The 16,633-nt window shown below is 69.4% G+C and carries 16 protein-coding genes; 10 read left to right on the top strand and 6 right to left on the bottom strand.

Going from position 1 to position 16,633, the window contains the following annotated elements; genetic code table 11:
- Positions 1-229: 229 nt before the first annotated feature.
- Complete coding sequence (locus ACWGI8_RS22180) at positions 230-742, bottom strand: DUF6584 family protein (protein ID WP_453663253.1); 513 nt, start codon at positions 740-742, stop codon at positions 230-232.
- A 180-nt stretch (positions 743-922) separates the two neighbouring features.
- Between ACWGI8_RS22180 and ACWGI8_RS22175 the strand changes: the two genes are divergently transcribed.
- Positions 923-1,918: an alpha/beta fold hydrolase gene (locus ACWGI8_RS22175; RefSeq protein ID WP_453663252.1), complete on the top strand. Its 996-nt coding sequence runs from the start codon at positions 923-925 to the stop codon at positions 1,916-1,918.
- Between the two features lie 159 nt (positions 1,919-2,077).
- On the opposite strand, the gene ACWGI8_RS22170 is transcribed toward ACWGI8_RS22175, so the two are convergent.
- Positions 2,078-2,758 carry a helix-turn-helix domain-containing protein gene (locus ACWGI8_RS22170; protein ID WP_453663255.1) on the bottom strand — a complete coding sequence of 227 codons (681 nt, stop codon included), beginning with the start codon at positions 2,756-2,758 and terminating at the stop codon, positions 2,078-2,080.
- Positions 2,759-2,933: 175 nt separating this feature from the next.
- Between ACWGI8_RS22170 and ACWGI8_RS22165 the strand changes: the two genes are divergently transcribed.
- Positions 2,934-3,524 (top strand): Imm21 family immunity protein, encoded by a 591-nt coding sequence (locus tag ACWGI8_RS22165; protein ID WP_453663250.1) that lies wholly within the window; start codon positions 2,934-2,936, stop codon positions 3,522-3,524.
- A 113-nt stretch (positions 3,525-3,637) separates the two neighbouring features.
- Here ACWGI8_RS22165 and ACWGI8_RS22160 read toward each other — a convergent pair whose 3' ends face one another.
- Together ACWGI8_RS22160 and ACWGI8_RS22155 are read right to left on the bottom strand one after the other, a co-directional pair.
- A complete protein-coding gene (locus ACWGI8_RS22160; protein WP_453663254.1) occupies positions 3,638-4,396 on the bottom strand; it encodes a hypothetical protein in 759 nt (252 codons plus the stop codon).
- Positions 4,397-4,602: 206 nt separating this feature from the next.
- On the bottom strand, positions 4,603-5,058 hold the full coding sequence (locus tag ACWGI8_RS22155) for a MarR family winged helix-turn-helix transcriptional regulator (RefSeq protein ID WP_453663248.1): 456 nt from the start codon (positions 5,056-5,058) through the stop codon (positions 4,603-4,605).
- Between the two features lie 108 nt (positions 5,059-5,166).
- Between ACWGI8_RS22155 and ACWGI8_RS22150 the strand changes: the two genes are divergently transcribed.
- Entirely contained in the window at positions 5,167-5,580 is a 414-nt protein-coding gene (locus tag ACWGI8_RS22150; protein ID WP_453663247.1) for a DUF1398 family protein, read from the top strand.
- Between the two features lie 125 nt (positions 5,581-5,705).
- Here the strand turns inward: ACWGI8_RS22150 and ACWGI8_RS22145 are convergent, their stop codons facing one another.
- Positions 5,706-6,176 (bottom strand): DUF4279 domain-containing protein, encoded by a 471-nt coding sequence (locus tag ACWGI8_RS22145; RefSeq protein WP_453663246.1) that lies wholly within the window; start codon positions 6,174-6,176, stop codon positions 5,706-5,708.
- Between the two features lie 240 nt (positions 6,177-6,416).
- On the opposite strand from ACWGI8_RS22145, the gene ACWGI8_RS22140 reads away from it, so the two are divergent.
- The 6 genes from ACWGI8_RS22140 (at position 6,417) to ACWGI8_RS22115 (ending at position 15,285) form a co-directional block, all read left to right on the top strand.
- Positions 6,417-7,082: a hypothetical protein gene (locus ACWGI8_RS22140; RefSeq protein WP_453663244.1), complete on the top strand. Its 666-nt coding sequence runs from the start codon at positions 6,417-6,419 to the stop codon at positions 7,080-7,082.
- A 539-nt stretch (positions 7,083-7,621) separates the two neighbouring features.
- Positions 7,622-8,521, top strand: a complete 900-nt coding sequence (gene sigJ / locus ACWGI8_RS22135) for an RNA polymerase sigma factor SigJ (RefSeq protein ID WP_453663243.1) — start codon at positions 7,622-7,624, stop codon at positions 8,519-8,521.
- A 16-nt stretch (positions 8,522-8,537) separates the two neighbouring features.
- Positions 8,538-10,649, top strand: coding sequence for an MMPL family transporter (locus tag ACWGI8_RS22130; protein WP_453663242.1), 2,112 nt, complete (start codon positions 8,538-8,540; stop codon positions 10,647-10,649).
- Between the two features lie 461 nt (positions 10,650-11,110).
- Positions 11,111-12,958 (top strand): VanW family protein, encoded by a 1,848-nt coding sequence (locus tag ACWGI8_RS22125; RefSeq protein WP_453663240.1) that lies wholly within the window; start codon positions 11,111-11,113, stop codon positions 12,956-12,958.
- A 410-nt stretch (positions 12,959-13,368) separates the two neighbouring features.
- A complete protein-coding gene (locus tag ACWGI8_RS22120) occupies positions 13,369-14,067 on the top strand; it encodes an SDR family oxidoreductase (protein WP_453663239.1) in 699 nt (232 codons plus the stop codon).
- A 231-nt stretch (positions 14,068-14,298) separates the two neighbouring features.
- Positions 14,299-15,285: an NAD-dependent epimerase/dehydratase family protein gene (locus tag ACWGI8_RS22115; RefSeq protein WP_453663238.1), complete on the top strand. Its 987-nt coding sequence runs from the start codon at positions 14,299-14,301 to the stop codon at positions 15,283-15,285.
- A 208-nt stretch (positions 15,286-15,493) separates the two neighbouring features.
- On the opposite strand, the gene ACWGI8_RS22110 is transcribed toward ACWGI8_RS22115, so the two are convergent.
- A complete protein-coding gene (locus ACWGI8_RS22110) occupies positions 15,494-16,159 on the bottom strand; it encodes a TetR/AcrR family transcriptional regulator (RefSeq protein WP_453663237.1) in 666 nt (221 codons plus the stop codon).
- A gap of 101 nt (positions 16,160-16,260) precedes the next feature.
- Here ACWGI8_RS22110 and ACWGI8_RS22105 point away from each other — a divergent pair.
- A partial coding sequence (locus tag ACWGI8_RS22105; protein WP_453663235.1) for a patatin-like phospholipase family protein occupies positions 16,261-16,633 on the top strand: 373 nt, incomplete at its 3' end.

Genomic DNA, 16,633 nt, shown 5'->3' with positions numbered 1-16,633 from the left:
GAGCCAGGGCCTGTCGTTAGGATAGATCCGGGGGGATCCAAACGACAGGCCCTGGTTCCTTTTCAGTGGTCGGGTCACGCCGGCGACGACGGCCGTGGTGAGCATCCAGCCGGCGGCGATCAGTACGCACGCCATCCACTGTGTTCCGGTTGCCGGTCTTCGGTTCGGCTCCGCCAAGCCCCCATCCCATGACGGGGCCGCGAGCAGACTTCTTCCGTTTTGAGCTCTGTCAGTCGAAGAGGGCGATCAATCCGTTCACCCAGACCGCGAAAAATGCGAGGACCACCACCAGGCATCCCGCCCCTGCCAGGAAGCCGGTGAACGAACTTTCCCCGCCGCCCATCTCGTCGTTCCGCGCAGGAGGGACCGTGTCCCAGTCCACGGGGTGTCCCATGGCGTCGGAGCAGGCCGCTCGCACTGCCGTCAGTTGCTCCATGGCGAAGGCGGAGCGGGCAAGCGACTCAGGGCCCCGCCACGCAAGTGCCCGCATGCGCTGAGGAGGGGTGCGGTACCTCGCCTCGAAGGCGGTGGTTTCGTCTGCGGCACGGTCGCTTTCGAGGTACATCCAGCGGCCCGCTTCCGCGGGATCGCCGTACATCCGGTACACCTCGGCCAAGCGGCGGCGGAGCACCAGGTCGTGCGGGAAGGACGAAACCAGTCCGCGCAGGCGCTGGCGCGCGACGGGAACCCGGCCGGCGGCCAGGTCTGCCTCGACTCGGGCAAGGGTTTCCATCAGTGGCATGAACGCATGATCGGTCATCGGAGTGCAGCGGCTCGACCTGTTTTCGCGGTCCCCAGGAAGGCGTCGGGCTGGTAGATTTTCAGGCAGTTCAGGTGGAGCGTCGGGCCTGGGTAAGGCCCTGCCGGGCAGGCTGGCCGAAACAGGACGATCATGTGTGCGCCTACTCCTAGAGTCGGGCGTATGAGTGACATGAGCGGCATGAGTGAAATCGTCGGCGCCGGCGGGCAGTCGCGTCGCGGTGTTCTGAGGGCGGCCGTGGCCGGGGCTGGGGCCGCCGCAGCGGTGGGGGCGGGAGCCTCCGTCACGCACGCGGACGGGCGGCGGCGCGGTGAGCCTACGTTCGTCCTCGTCCACGGCGCCGGGAGCAACTCCTTCGGCTGGTCGGCTGTGTTGAGCGAGCTGGGACTGCGCGGGTACCGCGCGATCGCGGTCGATCTGCCCGGACACGGCCTCGGCGCGTACTTCCCCGTCTCCTACCAGACCCCGCAGGACCTGGAGCGGCTGCGTACCGAGCCGTCCCCGATATCCAAGGTGACGCTGGCCGACTTCGCAGCGCATGTCGTGGGTGTCGTGCGGCGAGCCCACCGCAACGGTCCGGTGATCCTGGTCGGCCAGAGCCTGGGCGGGGTGACGGTGAACGAGGTTGCCAACCAAGTACCCGAGCTGATCTCCCACTTGGTGTATGCCTCGGCGTTCTGCCCGACCAAGCACACCTCGGTCAGCCGGCTGATGGCGACTCCGGAGGCGTCCTCCAGCGCGATCCTCCGGATACCCGTCGTCCAGACACTCCCGGAGCTCGGTGTCAACCGGGTCAACTGGCGCTCGGGCGACCCCGCGCTCTTCGCAGCGGCGAAGGAAGCGGTCGCCGCCGACTGGCCGGACGCCGAGGTGCGGGCGCTCCTCAACATTCTGGAGCCCGACGAGTCGGCGGCCATCGGGCTCAGCGACGCCCGGGGACTGCCGGAAAAGTGGGGCCGGGTGCCGCGTACGTATCTGCGGTTCACCGAGGACCGCTCGATCCCGCCGGCGTTGCAGGACCTGATGATCCGCGAGGCGGACGAGGTGACGCCGCACAATCTCTTCCGCGTACGGTCGCTGGCCGCGCCGCACATCGGTCCGCGCAACCCGGCGCTGTGGGCGGACGAGCTGGACCTCGTGGCGCGGCTGTGCCGCTGAGTGTGCCGCCGGGGGCCCCAGCCTCTTGAGCGTTCACCGCCTCAGGAGTTGAGCGAAGCGGTCGGTCGCGATCGTCCGCGAGGCGAGGTCGGTTCGGCCGCACACCGCGGGCACGGGTGGCGCTCGACGTCGTCCGCACTGGACGGGGACGGATCTCCCTCAGTCGTTGAGCAGCCGCCATGCGGTGAGGGCGAGCCCGGCCCGCATCAGTCCGGTGGGTTCGGTGAGTTCGATGCCCAGGGTCTTCGCGATCTGTTCGAGCCGGCGGGCGACACTGCTGTGGTGCAGGTGGAGGAGGTCGGCGGCCCGACGGAGGGAGCCGGTGGCGCAGTAGGCCTCCAGAGTCTCCAGATCTTCCGGGGTGCCGGCGATTCGGGCGTCGCGGCCACATCGGCGTTGTCTCGCGCGGTGTCCTGGGGTACCTCTGCGAGCAGCGCCAACGACCCCAGGCCTTCGTAGTGGACGACCGGCCGGCGTGGGGTGGTGAAGCGGAGGGCGGTGCGGGCCTCCCGCCAGGACCGGTCGGGGCTTTCGGCGGCGCCGATCCCCGCGCGTAAGCCTGCCGGAAACCGGGCCCGGTCCACGGTGGTTGCCAGGATGACGCCCACGTCGGCGAGCGATGCGGTTTTTACCGGGCGGGCCGGGCAGACCAGGCCGCCGATCTGGTCGAGCGGAAGCTGCGCCTTGCCCGGGGCCGACCGCGGTGCGCGGGCGTCTGCGTAGCCGAGCATCCGCGGCTCGTCGGCGCCGAGGATCTGGAGTGCCTCGGCCAGTCGTGCCGCCTGTGGGGAGCTGGTCCTGCTGCCCGTCCGGTAGCCTGCCGGATCTGTCCCTGGCCACCGTGGCAGCTGGCACGGGGCAGGCGGTGCGGGACTGGCTCACTCACGAGTCGTGGTTCCGGCGGCCGGAAGCTGGGGAAGACCGCCGACACGCACCCGGCCGGCCCGATGCGGGAAGGAGCCAGTTCCAGGGGTCCCGGGGAGCGTTGTCAGTACTCGAAGACACACTGGTACCTATGAGCGCCTCCGCATCGACCGCAGCCGGTTCAGCCGACCCCTCCCGCACCTGGGTGGAGTCGATGGGCGGCCCGCTGATCGCCGTCCCCGTTTCCGCGTTGGACACATGGGGCGGCTGTACCGAGTCGGGGATGGTCCTCGGGGAGGGGGACACCGCGGACGACTACGACCGCGCCTGCGAAGTGGACGCTCTGGCCGGCGTGATCGCCGTGAGGGAGCGCGGGGCGCGGGCCCTGGTCCTGGGGGACGAGCCCGCCAGCAGCTGCTACCTCACGGAGCACCGGGCCTTCCTCCGGTGGCTCGCTGCCGGCTCCGAGAGCGGCCTGCTCGCCGAGGCCGAGGCTGTCCTCGCCGATCCCGCCACCGAGTGGCAGGACTGCGGCATCTGGGAGACGGACGGCCCGGCCGTGCTCATGGACTCCGTCATCGCCGGTGATGAGCTGGGTGTCGAGTTCCCCGGCGGAGGGCTGCCGGAGCAGGCCCCCGTGCCGCTGCCGCCCGGCCGCTGGGCCGTCCGCGCCGTCCACTCCTGGGCAGACGACCGCGCCTGGGTAGGTCTGGTCCAACTCCGCCCCGCCATCGGCGAATAGGTCTCAAGGAGCGCCGGCAGCACGCGGGGACCAACGTCGCCGAGTCCGGCGAAGTGTTGCCCCACGAGGTCCCGCGGACCGGTCAGCGGGGAGCCGGAACCGCCTGATGTGGATCAGTAGCGGTGGCCGGGCCACTGTGGGTCGTCCCAGCGGTCGATGCCGGTGAGGCCGAGCAGCCGTATCCGGTGCAGCAGTTCCTCGGACACGCCGTGGGCGCGGAGCCGGGCAGGGGCATGGCGGACCAGCCAGCCTGTCAGCTCGGCGCACATCGCTTCTTGGTTGTCCCAGGCATGCCACGGGAGTTGGTCGCCGAGCAGGTCGTACTCCCACTGTTCCACAGCCTCGGCCAGGTGCTGGTCGGCCGGGGCGCCGGTCAGCGTCTCCCAGGTGGTGAGCCACGGGCTGAGCGTGGCAGATGCCTCGGCGGTCAGCACGAGAACCTTGTAGGCGGGTACGACGGGACGGGGATCGGTGAGCGTGTCGGCCCACCAGGCGTGGAGGAATTCCCACACCGCCGCGGCTTGCTCGGCGGGCCACTGCTGCCAGCGGCCACGAGCGAACGACCGTCCGGCGTCCTGCACGCCGAGAACGCTCTCGACGCGGCCGCTGACGAGGGCCGTGGCGAATTGGGGCAGGATCCGGCGCAGCACGGATGCGTGGTCGCTCCAGTCGGGGGCCTGCCAGGTGCGCCGCAGAAGGCCGGGGTCCAGCTCCGTGTCCGGCGACTTGAGCTGCGCGAGCTCTTCCGCGCTTCCCCAGTGGCACTCGCAGTTGTCCTCGTCGGGGTGGGCGGTCATCCCGCCGAAGGTGGCGGCCAGGCCGTCGAGCGCGGCGTCGAGGCGAAGTCGTGCGGCGGGCTGGTCGAGGTTCATCATGGCGTTCGCCTTCAGGGACTCCGGAGCTTGCGCCGGCCGAAGATCGCGACCTTACCGGAACCGGACAGCCAATCGGTACGGCGGCCCCCCGCTGTCGCTTGCGATCGCCCGGGGATGTCACGAGATCCGCGACAGTGCCGGCGAAGGTGCTCTGATGCGTGCCCTGAGCCGGGACCGCAGCGGGTGCTGATCCGATCCGAGAGCTACGGGTGCCGGCTTGTCTCATCGCGTTGTTCGTAGCGGTGCACCTGGTCGATCAGGCGGTGCAGCAGGCTTCGGGCGGCAGCGATCTCGGTGAGGGGGAGTTCCGCGGTCAGTGTCCGGTGAACCTGGGTCGCGCGGGCGGTGATCCTTTCCAGCGTCTGTTGTCCGGCGGGGGTGAGGGTCAGCAGCGGTGATGCGCGATGGTCCGGGTTGGGCCGGAAGACGGCCAGCTCCTCCCGTACGAGGTCGTTGGCGACGCGCTGGACTCCCTGGCGGGCGATCCCGAGGCGACGGGCGGCCTGCGCGACGGTGAGCCCCTTCTCGCCGGCCACGCTCAGCAGCTGCCAGCGCGCCTGCGTCTGCCCCTCGGTTGCAGCGATGGCCTCGCCCGTCTTGCGGAGCAGACCCGCCGCTTCGAACACGTCAGCGACCAGCAGGGCCATCTCGTCGGCCATGCCACACTCCCCACGCATTGACAACATGATGACAGTTTGGAAATCTATTGTCATCTTACCGTGGCGCACTCCCGCACGGGCAAGCCCCCACTGCGTCCGGAGAAAACGATGAGCAGCGCGATCACCACCTTGCAGGCCGCCCTGGAGCGGGCGGCCACCGTCCGGCCGAAAGTCGGCGGCTTTCCCTACCTCGCCGAATCCCTCCGCCAGGCAGGCGTCAGCCGCTGCCGCATGGCAGTGCCCTCGAACGCCTTCGTCTACCTCACCGACGCCGGTCCCGTCGCCGTCCAGGGCGAGCCGCTCTGCAGCGGCATGGTCGACATCGCGCCGTTCGACCGCGACGCCCTGATCACGGCCCTGCGCACCGACCAGGCCGGTGAGTCCACCTTCCCCGAGTTCGTCCACGGCTGCTGGAAGGCCGGGGTGCTCTGGTACGACGTCGACCTGAGCGCACGCACCTGCACCTACTACGGGGCCGACGGCGATCACTACACCGAGTCCTACACCGCCGTCGAGATCTGAGCGACACCCGCGACTTGCGGCGCCGACCCCGGGCACGTTCGCCGGCCGTGCGCGAGCGGTTCAGAGCTGTGTGAACATGCTCAGCCGGCACCGTCGCCACCATGCCCCTCGTACGGGAGACAGCCTCAGGAGACGTCCGGGGTCATGTCGTACTCGTCGACATCCAGGACCGCACCGGTGGCGGCGAGGAAGTCCAGCACCTCGCGGTCCAAGTGCCAGCCGAAGAGGTTGGGGCCCCCTGGGGCGCCTGACGGGTCCGTCGCGTCCGCGCCCTCGACATCGTTGAAGCGGCGCACGATCTGCAGTACCGCCGAGGGGTCCGGTCCTTCTTCTCGGTCCAGGTACCGCGCGAGCTCAGCGATGCGATCCGTGTGGGGACGGAGCCGGTCCAGGACGTGGGTGACCTGTTCATCGACCCGCCGGCCCGGCTCTCGGCACACGACTTTCCAGCGATGGAGGACGGGTCGCACCGGCTCGGCACAGCGGCTTGCGCGCACTGTCGTCTCATCAGGTTCGATGCGCAGTAAGGCCGTCATCTCCTGTGCGGTGGTGCGCTCGCTGGACAGTGCGAAGTAGACGTACTGATCAAGAGGCATCTACGGAGAGTACCTGTGCCTGTTCAGCGGCCTGGATGATGCTGACGATCGGCACCACCTCGAGCGAGGGCCACCAGTAGTGTCACCCCGACCGAGGCGGCCATCAGCGCTTCCTGCTCCGGGTTGTGCCCGGGACACCGCCCGCTCCACGACCCCGCGGTTCTCCGCCGTTTCGATGTCCCATGAGACAGCTGTCCGGCAGGAATCCGGAGTGTCAGAAGCGTGCGCTTGGATGTGCGCATGACCGTTCATGATGTTGCTCGGCGGCTGCCCGGGACAGCAGTCCTCCGAGACCACTGCCGCTCCATGGCCATGCTGGAGGCGGTGCTGAGTCCCGAGTGGGCCGACCGATGCTATTCCTTCGATGCCCACTGGTCCGAGACGGAGGCGATGGCCTCGATGCGCAACGGGTCGGGCGACGAGTACTCGATCGTCTTCTCGGCCGCCGGTGCGTACGTTCGTGGGTTCGCTCATGAATCACCCATGAGCCCCTATGCAGAGGACGGACCATGGCCCGGCGTGCTCGACGAGGTTCCCGAAGTCTTCCGGTCGTGTGTTGAAGAACCCGCATTCTCGGACGAGGAGGGGATGCCTGTCATCACCGCATGCATGTGGCGGGAGACGGGAGATGATGTCTGGAAGACAGGGACGATCGACTTCCCCGAGGGCGCGACGGGAGACCCGGACGGCGCACGGCACCTGTTCCAGCTGCTGGCGGATCGCTCTGCGGAGGCATTTCAGGAGTGGGCCGAGGACTATTACGAGGTCCCGGTCGACGTGGAGGCTGTCCGCCACGTCTTTGCCTCGCGTCCGTTGACCGACGCAGTGGTCGCTGCGTTGAACCCTGAGGTCACCCTCGCCGGTCTTGCGGAGGACATCGCAGAGATCGGCTATCCGCAGCACTGAAGACCTTCGGCAAGGACCAATGGTTTTGGTGCGGGCGGCGCGTCATCCGTCGAGGGCGACGATGGCGCCGTGCCGCGACCAGCTCGGCCGCGTCCGGCGAGTTCTTTGCATAGGGCCGCGTTGTCGTGGTGCAGTGCGGCGATGACGGTGGCCGCCGCGTCGACACGGCCTTGGAGCTGGGCCCGCTCTCATATCAGCTCATTCAACTGGCCGCGCAGACTGTGGAGTTCAGCGCTCCGGCGGCCTCGGCGGGCTTCTTCGGGATGCGGACACCGGTGGCGGCTGTCGCTCGTCGGAGGTTGCGGGTTCGCCACGACGCCGGTCCCGGGGTGCTGACCTCACCGCGTCCGGCCGGGCGGCGCAGGGTCATTGGTGAGATGTGGATCACATTCCGGGGGGTGGATGTCACATTCCGGGAGCCTGGATTGCTCTCAGTCCGGAATGCATCCGCGACGGGAGGCCCTACAATGTACCACCCTCCGCCAGACTCGCAGGCAGCCCCATCCGAAGGCAGCCCGCGGGAGGCAACATCGGATCTGGTGGCGAACACCGCGACACAGGTGTTCCACGACCACCGTGAGCTGCTGTTCTCCATCGCCTACAACATGCTCGGCAGCGTCGCCGACACCGAGGACGTGTTGCAGGAGACATGGCTGTCGTGGACGGCCAGGAACCAGGCACCGAGCGCGGAGCGGATCGACAACCCGCGCGCCTACCTGGTGCGGATCGCGGTGAACCGGGCCCTCGCCCAGCAGGCCACCATCAGCCGCCGCCGTGAAACCTACATCGGGCCATGGCTGCCCGAACCGCTCGTCAGCCCCCTCAACGACGCCCACGTCCCCGACGATGCCGCCGATGCGGCAGTGCGCACCGAGTCGGTGTCGATGGCGCTGCTCGTGGTCCTGGAAACCCTCACTCCGCTGGAACGCGGGGTGTTCGTCCTGCACGAGGTGTTCGGCTACGCCCACACCGAGATCGCAGGAATCCTCGGCCGCAGTCCCGCGGCGATTCGCCAGCTCGCCCATCGCGCCCGCGAGCACGTCCACGCCCGACGCCCCCGCTACGAGCCCGAGCCGCACGTCCGGCAGCAGGTGACCGAACGGTTCCTGGCCGCCGCGCTCGGCGGTGACCTGGACGCCCTCCTGCAGCTGTTGGCGCCGGACGTGACCCTGTGGGGTGACGGCGGAGGGAAGGCAGCGGGGGGCCTGCGGCCGCTCCAAGGCCGGGACAAGGTCGCCCGCCTGCTCGCCGCTGTCACCCCCCACTCCGGCAAGGGCCTCCACATCGCCTACCGCAGCGTCAACGGCGACCCGTCAGCGCTGCTGTTCGCCGGCGACACCCCCTACGCCGTCCTCGTCCTCGACCTCACCCCGGACGGCAACCAGGTGTGCGGGATCTACGCCGTCGCCAATCCCGACAAGCTCTCTCACGTCGACTGAACACTGAGGAATCCACGTGGTGCGTAAATTGGCGTCATTGCCCAGTGGCAGGGTGGCGAAATGGGTCATCCTCGCCCTCTGGATCGCCCTGCTGATCCCAGCCCTCATGCTGGCCGGCAAGCTCGGCGACGTCGAGGAGAACGACAATTCGGCCTGGCTGCCAGGCAACGCGGAGTCGACCAAGGTCGTCGAGCGAGCCGAGAAGTTCCAGCCTGCCGACACCCTGCCGGCGATCGTGGTCTACGACCGGCCCGGGGGCATCACGCCCGCCGACATGGCCAAGGCCCGAGTCGACGTCGAAGCCTTCAAGGGCGTCAAGAACGTCGTGGGGCAGCCGCAGGGCCCGTTGAAGGCCCAGGACGGCAAGGCCATCCAGACCGTGGTCCACGTGCGCAAGGACAAGACGGGCTGGGAAGGCATCGGCAAGGTCGTCGACGACATGACCGAGGTCGGCGAGAAGAACGCGGACGGTCTCGGATTCCACGTCACCGGACCGGCCGGTTACGCATCCGACTCGATCAAGGCATTCAGCGGGGGAGGGAGCCTGACGACGATCACCGCAGTGGTGGTGGTCGTCATCCTGCTGCTCACCTACCGCAGCCCTTTGCTGCCGCTGCTGCCCCTGGTGACCGCGGGCGGCGCCCTGGTCGCGTCGGAAGCGGTGATCTACCTGCTGGCGAAGAACGCCGGACTCACCGTCAACAAGCAGACCAGCTTCATCCTGACCGTGCTGGTGTTCGGCGCCGCCACCGACTACGCTCTCCTGCTCACCTCGCGGTACCGCGAGGAGTTGCAGCGGCACGAGGACCGGCACGAGGCGATGGTGGAGGCCCTGCACCGCTCCGGTCCCGCCATCATCGCCAGCGCCGCGACCGTCGCGGTCAGCCTGATGCTGCTGATGCTGGCCACCCTCAACTCCACCCAGGGGCTCGGGCCGGCCTGTGCCGTCGGCATACTCGTCGGGCTGCTCGCCATGGTCACCCTGATGCCGGCTCTGCTGGTCATCTGCGGCCGTTGGATCTTCTGGCCGGTGAAGCCGTCGTACGGATCGGGCACAGCGACCAAGGAGGGCATCTGGACCCGGGTCGGCACCGCCGTCTCCGGTCGGCCGCGGATCGTGTGGACCGGCACCGCGTTCGTCCTCGGCGTCATGGCGCTCGGGGTGTTCGGGCTCAAGGCCGACGGGCTTGCCAACAAGGACCAGTTCACCAACAAGCCGCAGATGGCGGTCGGCGAGGAGATCCAGTCCAGGCACTTCCCGGCCGGGTCGGGCGACCCCGTCTACGTCGTGGCCAAGGCCGCCTCGGCGGAGCAGGTGAAGACCGCGCTGTCCGGCGTGCCGGGCGTCGCCGCCGTCTCGCCGCCGGTGGTCAAGAACGGTGAGGCCATCGTGCTCGGGGAGCTCAAGGACGACCCCAGCAGCACGGCCGCCATGCGGACCGTGGAGCGGGCCCGAACCGCGGTCCACACGATCGAGGGTGCGGATGCCCAGGTCGGCGGCAACACGGCGATCGTTCTCGACACGCAGGAAGCGGCCGCCCGCGACTCCAAGGTGATCATCCCCATCGTGCTGATCGTGGTGTTCCTCATCCTCACTCTGCTGCTGCGGGCGATCGTCGCACCACTGCTGCTCATGGCGACGGTGGTGCTGTCGTTCGGAGCGGCCCTCGGCGTGAGCAGTCTGATGTTCAACCACGTGTTCCACCTCGCCGGGGCGGAAGCCTCCTTCCCGCTCCTGACGTTCGTGTTCCTGGTCGCCCTGGGCATCGACTACAACATCTTCCTGGTCATCCGGGTACGCGAAGTGACATTGCTGCACGGCACCCGGCGCGGCGCGCTGATGGGTCTGTCCGCCACCGGAGGTGTGATCACCTCAGCGGGTCTGGTGCTGGCCGGCACCTTCGCGGCGATGGCCTCGCTGCCGCTGGTGTTCGCGGCCGAGCTCGGGTTCGCGGTTGCGTTCGGCGTGCTGCTGGACACCATGATCGTCCGCTCGGTGCTGGTCACCGCGCTGACCCTGGACGTGGGCCGCTGGATGTGGTGGCCCGGCAAACTGTTCAGGCATCACGACGCCCCCCAGCCGCCGGCGGGCAAGCCCGACCTCGAACCCGCTCTCAGGGGCACGTGACAACCTTCCGCCACGGGCCTTCCGGCGCAGGCCTTCCGGCGCAGGCCGGGAGGCCCGTGACGGATGCCACCTGGGACAGGGTCGAAGTGGAAGCCCTCGTGCTGCCGGGTTTCCGCGACGATCTTGCTGAGCTTGCCGGCCTTGAAGGCCCGCGCTCCAGCCGACGCTCGGGTGTCCGGCGGAGCGGCGCGAACCCCCGTACGCCCGCTACCCCCGTACGCCCGCCACTTCCCGTACACCGCGTGCGCCCCGACCCCTCAACCCAAGCGCCCCAAGGGTTCCAGGCACCCCAGAGGCTCCAGGGAATCCGGGCATCCGGGGGATTCCGCCCTCGTGAAACCAATCACATTTTGATCTCTTTTTGCCTGTTTTGCCGGATCGTTTTGGGCAAATCCACGTACATCGGGCTGTTCTGGCGTTCCCAAGCGCCTTTCCGGCCGGCCGGCGCTACAGGGAGATACATGGGACGCGCACCGCGCACAACGGGCACCTGGCGGATTGCTCTGCCTGCCACAGGGAACGCTCTGCCCGCCGCAGGAGGCGTAGTCCTGCTGGCCCTGGGCGGCATCTACACCGCAGGGCTGGCGACCAGCGACATCCCCGAGGGCACTCAGGTGCGAGGGGTCGACATCGGCCGCATGAGCCGAGCGGAGGCCCAGCGGGTCCTGGACGAGAAACTCGCGCCGGCCTTCGCGGCGCAGGTTGCGATGAAGATCGGTGACCGCATCGAGAAGGCCGATCCCGCCGCGCTCGGACTGTCCCTGGACACCGCCGCGACCGCCGACCGCGCCGCTCGCGCAGGCTCCGACCCCCTCACCGTGGCCGGCAGGCTCGTAGACTCCGGCGGTCGGGACGTCGAGCCGGTGATACGCGTGGACGAGCGCAAGAGCCGGGCCGCGGTCGAGCGCATGGCCGCGGCCACCGAGCGGCCGGCCGGCGACGGGGCGATCTCGTTCGAGGGCGGCCGGGCCAGGGCCATCGCTCCGGTCACCGGTATCTCCCTGATCACCGACCAGGCTCTTCACACCCTCCGCGACGCCTACCTCCGCACGACCGATGCCGGCCGCGGCCCCGGCCCTGTCGTGATGCCGGTGAAGCAGACGAAGCCGCGGATCGGTCCGCAGGAGACGGAGCGGGCCATGAATCAGTTCGCCCGGCCCGCACTCTCCGGCCCGCTCACCCTCACCCTCGCCGGCGAGCGCATATCCATCGGCCCTGCCACGCTCGGCAAGCATCTGGCGATGAAGCCCGACAGTCGGAGCCGCCTCGTACCGGCCCTGGACTCCAAGGGCCTGCTCGCCGACCCCGCTGTGGCCCGGCCGCTGCAGGAAGCCGCCCAGGGCCCCTCGGACGCCGCGCTCCGCCTCGACGGCAACGACCGCGTGGTGGTCGCGAAGGAGGCCCGCGTGGGGCGGAAGGTCACCGACACCGCACTCGGCGAGGCCGTCCTGCCCCTGCTGACCCGCACCGGCGCGGCCCGGACCGGCGAGATCGCCGCCCCTGCCCTCCAGCCGAAGTTCACGAGCGCCACGGCGCAGGAACTCGGCATCAAGGAGAAGGTCTCCTCCTTCACCGTGAACTTCCCGGCCGCTCCTTACCGCATCACCAACATCGCCCGCGCCGTGGAACTCATCAACGGCTCCGTCGTCCTGCCCGGTCAGGAATGGAGCTTCAACAAGACCGTCGGCGAGCGTACGAAGGAGAACGGCTTCGTCGACGGCATCATGATCAACAACGGTCAGTACGAGAAGTCTCCCGGCGGCGGCGTGTCCGCCGTCGCCACCACCATGTTCAACGCCATGTTCTTCGCGGGTGTCAAACCCCTCGAGTACGGCGCCCACTCCTTCTACATCGAACGCTATCCGGAAGGCCGCGAGGCCACCGTCGCGTGGGGCACCCTCGACCTGCGCTTCACCAACGACCTGGACCACGCCCTCTACATCCAGGCCGAATCCACCGACACCTCGGTGACCATCACCTTCCTCGGCACCAAGAAGTACGACGAGATACGCGCGACCCAGGGACCGCGCACCCACATCACACCGCCGGGCACACGCACCGGCAGCGGCCCCACGTGCGAGGTCCAGACCCCGCTCGAAGGCTTCGACGTCGCCGTGGACCGCGTCTTCGTCCAGGACGGCCGGGAAGTCAAGCGGGAGAACTTCCAGACCCACTACACGCCCCGCGACAAGGTCACCTGCACCCCGGAGAAGACCACCCCCTCTCCGGCAGCGGAACCGGCTCCGGCAGCGGACCGGCCGGAAAGCCCGCCCGCGCCGGCACCGAGCGACAGCCCCAGCGCCGGCTGATACGAACGCCACGTCTCCGCAGACAGGCGCGCCGCCCGCCCCGAGCCACGGCCCGGGGCGGGCGTCTCTCTCGCGGCCCTGTTCACAAGCCGTGGTTCCGGCTCCCCATCCTGAGAAACGCACAGGCTGAGCCGGGGAACGAGCACCCGGCACGGCCGTCCCGGATTTCTGCGTCACCACGTAGGACACGGTCCGGGGCCTGGGCGCCGGCCTGCCCCCTCACGGGGGATGTCGCCCCCTTCTGCACGTTCTCGCAGGCCACAAGCATGTCCGGCACGCCCGGCTCAGGCATCGAGTGCGCGAAGCGGCATCGGCTCAGGTGCAGTCGGGTGACGGGTGGATCAGTCGCTGTCCGGGGCTTAGCGTCAGAAGAAAGGAGTCCCCCACACCGCTCGCAGGGAGGGGTGATCATGGACATCAAGGGTTCGGTGGCCCTTGTCACGGGAGCCAACCGCGGCATCGGGCTGGCCTTCGCCCAGGCACTGCTCGCTCACGGCGCCGCCAAGGTTTACGCCGGTGTCCGGAAGCCGGAGAGCGTCCGGGACCCCGGGCTCGTTCCGCTGCGACTGGACGTCACCGACGAGGAGCAGGTCGCCGCAACCGCACGTGCCGCCGGCGATGTCAGCATCGTCATCAACAACGCCGGGGTCGCCGGTGGCCCGTCCCTCCTCGAGGGGTCGTTCGACGGTGCCAGGCGCGAGATGGAGGTCAACTACTTCGGCACCTGGGCTGTCTCGCGTGCGTTCGCGCCCGTATTGGCTGCCAATGGCGGGGGAGCGCTGGTCAGCATGCTGTCCGTCGCGTCGTGGGTGGCCAACAGGCGGCTTCCGAGCTACGCGGCCTCCAAGTCCGCTCAGTGGTCGCTGACGAACGCCTTCCGGCTGGCGCTGCGGGAGCAGGGCACGCTGGTGGTCGGCGTGCATGCCGGCTATGTCGACACCGACTTGGCGGCGGGCATCGACTCCCCGAAGATCCTCGCGGCCGACGTGGCCGAGAAGACGATGGCGGCGCTGCTCAATGACGAACCCGAAGTGCTGGTCGACGAGGTCACCCGCCACGTACGCGCCGCGCTCTCGGGGGAACTGGAGGCGCTGTACGCCGATCGGTGACCGCCCCGACCCGCCCTCGTCCTGACCGCTGAGCAGGCCAAGAGTGGTCGCTGAGCAGGCCAAGAGTGGTACAGGAAGCACCAGATCGTGGAACGGGCAATCAAACGATCGTGGCTGCTGCCACCGCCATCACAGATCCCGGGCATTCACGCCCAGGAGGACGCCACGACTCGGGTCCGCTGTCAGTGAACCCGCCTCGACGCTCGGTGTTCGCGGTGCTTGGGTGTCCGGATGGAGATCTTGGTTCTGGGTGGAACAGCATGGGTGGGCCGGGAGCTGTCGCGGCAGGCTGTTGAGCGCGGCCATCGGGTGACGTGCCTCGCGCGTGGCGAAAGCGGAGAAGCCGCGTACGGAGCGAGGCTGGTGGCCGCCGACCGGCGCGATCCTTCGGCGTACGAACCACTGCTCGACCGCGAATGGGATGCGGTCGTCGAGGTGTCATGGCAGCCAGGTTTCGTTCGTGAGGCGCTCGGCACACTGGGCGGCAGGGCCAGGCACTGGACCTATGTCTCCTCCATCAGCGCCTACACCTCCCATGCGACGCCGGACGCGGACGAGTTCGCGGCCCTCCATGCTCCGACCGACCGAAGCGAGGTCGACCGCGCGTTGTACGGCGAGGCGAAGGTCGCCTGCGAGCAGGCGTCGACGGCCGTCGTGGGCGACCGCCTCCTCATCGCACGCGCTGGTCTCATCGGCGGCCCTGGTGATCACAGCGGGCGCTCCGGCTACTGGGTGGCCCGTGCCGCACGCGATCCGCAAGGGCCGATGCTGGTTCCGGACGCACCGGCCATGCCGACACAGGCAGTCGACGTGCGGGACCTCACCGCCTGGCTGCTCGACACCGCGGAGACGGGCAGCACCGGCACATACGACGCCGTCGGTCCGGTCGTTCCGTTCGGAGAGTGGATCGGGCTGTGCCGCGCCATCGGCGGGCACACCGGGCCGGTGGTCACCGCCGACTCGGCATGGCTGCTCGCGAACGGCGTGGCCGAGTACATGGGCACCCAGTCGCTGCCGATGTGGCTGGTCGATCCGGACTGGAAAGGCTGGTCGGCCCGGAACGGGTCTGCGGCGCGCGTCGCGGCGCTCCGTCATCGGCCCCGGACGGAACTGCTGGCCGACACGCTGCTCTGGGAACGCGAGCAGGGTCTGGACCGGTCCAGGCGAGCCGGCCTCAGCGCCCAGCGCGAGCGTGAGTTGCTCGACGCTCTCGTCTGAGTCCGACGGCTTCGGCCATGAGCATCACGGATGTGAGCGGGTCTTCTGGTTCGCCACCCTGACGCCACCCTGACGGAGCACGCTCAAGGCCGACCTGATGCAGTGTCCGGAGCCATGTGCCGCGCATCCTCAGGCATGTCGGCCAAGTCCCGCCAGGCAGACGCGATCGTGAGCATCGCTTCCCAGGCAGGCCACTTGGGCGTTCCGGTCAGTCTCGGTGCGGGCCCAAGTGTCCCAGGACCTGGCCGAGTTGGGCCGAGGTGAGCGGGGGCTCGGGCAGGCGGCCGGCGGCGGGGGAGGCGCGCAGGCCGTCGAGGAGCAGGGCGAGAGGGCGGCGCCAGGCGTCCGGGCTCGTGGCGGTGAGGGCCGGGACGGCCCGGCCGAGCGCCGCCAGCGCGAAGAGGAGATCCTCGGTGCTGAGATCGTCGCGAATGGTGCCCTGTTCGCGGCCGCGGCGCAGAAGCAGATCCACGGTCTCGCGGTTGTGGGCGTGGACGGCGTCCAGTGAGTCGACGCTGTCCAGGTGTGTGGTCATCAAGTCGTTCGTACCGCGGTCGGCGGCCAGGCCCGCGAAGACCGTTTCGACGTAGGCCAGCAGTCCTGACCAGCCGTCCTCAGCGGTCCGGGCCCGCTCCCCGGCGGCCATGGTCTCCGCCAGGGCATCCCGGAAGACCTCGTCGACGAGCGCGGCGCGGCTGGGGAAATGGCGGTACAGGGTGGCGTTTCCCACGCCCGCCCGGCGGGCGATCACGTCGAGTGGCGCGTCCAGCCCCTGCTCGGCGAACACCTCGCGGGCCGCCTCCACCAGCAGCTCACGGTTGCGCCGCGCATCGCGCCGCCGTACCGGATCCGGCCCTTGTGCGCCGACCGTCATGACTTCACCCCTCGACAGTACTGGGGATCACTCCCCGGTACCGATGCTATCGTCGGTCCCTCAAGTGGGGAGTGGTCCCCATTTAAGTGAGGGGGTGGACGATGGCGGACACGGCACTGGTGCTGGGCGGTGGCGGGGCGGTCGGTGGTGCCTGGGCGGCCGGCGCGCTCGCCGGGCTCTGCGAGGCGGGGATCGACGTGGCGCGTGCCGACGTCGTCATCGGCACCTCCGCGGGCGCCGTCCTGGGCTCCCGGCTCGCCTCGGGCATCAGCGCGGCCGAACTCTACGAGCGCCAGCTCAGCGGAGCCGACGCGATAGACATCGCAGTCACTCTTGGGCAGACGGCCCGCTTCCTGTGGGCGGCCCTCGGCTCCCGGAACCCACAGCGCTCCGTCGAGCGCCTCGGCCGGGCCGCGCTGGCGGCCCGTACCGGCCCCGAGTCGGACGTCTTTGCCGCGGTCGGCGCCCTGCTGG

The organism is Streptomyces sp. NPDC054841, assembly GCF_053611045.1.
The sequence above is the reverse complement of the archived record's forward strand: the minus strand, read 5'-3'. Positions and strand labels throughout refer to the sequence as shown.

What these genes read in the sequence shown, in the direction of transcription:
- ACWGI8_RS22180 (WP_453663253.1), bottom strand. Translation starts at nt 742, where the DNA reads ATGCCACTGATGGAAACCCTTGCCCGAGTCGAGGCAGACCTGGCCGCC.
- ACWGI8_RS22175 (WP_453663252.1), top strand. Translation starts at nt 923, where the DNA reads ATGAGTGACATGAGCGGCATGAGTGAAATCGTCGGCGCCGGCGGGCAG.
- ACWGI8_RS22165 (WP_453663250.1), top strand. Translation starts at nt 2,934, where the DNA reads ATGAGCGCCTCCGCATCGACCGCAGCCGGTTCAGCCGACCCCTCCCGC.
- ACWGI8_RS22160 (WP_453663254.1), bottom strand. Translation starts at nt 4,396, where the DNA reads ATGAACCTCGACCAGCCCGCCGCACGACTTCGCCTCGACGCCGCGCTC.
- ACWGI8_RS22155 (WP_453663248.1), bottom strand. Translation starts at nt 5,058, where the DNA reads ATGGCCGACGAGATGGCCCTGCTGGTCGCTGACGTGTTCGAAGCGGCG.
- ACWGI8_RS22150 (WP_453663247.1), top strand. Translation starts at nt 5,167, where the DNA reads ATGAGCAGCGCGATCACCACCTTGCAGGCCGCCCTGGAGCGGGCGGCC.
- ACWGI8_RS22145 (WP_453663246.1), bottom strand. Translation starts at nt 6,176, where the DNA reads ATGCCTCTTGATCAGTACGTCTACTTCGCACTGTCCAGCGAGCGCACC.
- ACWGI8_RS22140 (WP_453663244.1), top strand. Translation starts at nt 6,417, where the DNA reads ATGACCGTTCATGATGTTGCTCGGCGGCTGCCCGGGACAGCAGTCCTC.
- ACWGI8_RS22125 (WP_453663240.1), top strand. Translation starts at nt 11,111, where the DNA reads ATGGGACGCGCACCGCGCACAACGGGCACCTGGCGGATTGCTCTGCCT.
- ACWGI8_RS22120 (WP_453663239.1), top strand. Translation starts at nt 13,369, where the DNA reads ATGGACATCAAGGGTTCGGTGGCCCTTGTCACGGGAGCCAACCGCGGC.
- ACWGI8_RS22115 (WP_453663238.1), top strand. Translation starts at nt 14,299, where the DNA reads ATGGAGATCTTGGTTCTGGGTGGAACAGCATGGGTGGGCCGGGAGCTG.
- ACWGI8_RS22110 (WP_453663237.1), bottom strand. Translation starts at nt 16,159, where the DNA reads ATGACGGTCGGCGCACAAGGGCCGGATCCGGTACGGCGGCGCGATGCG.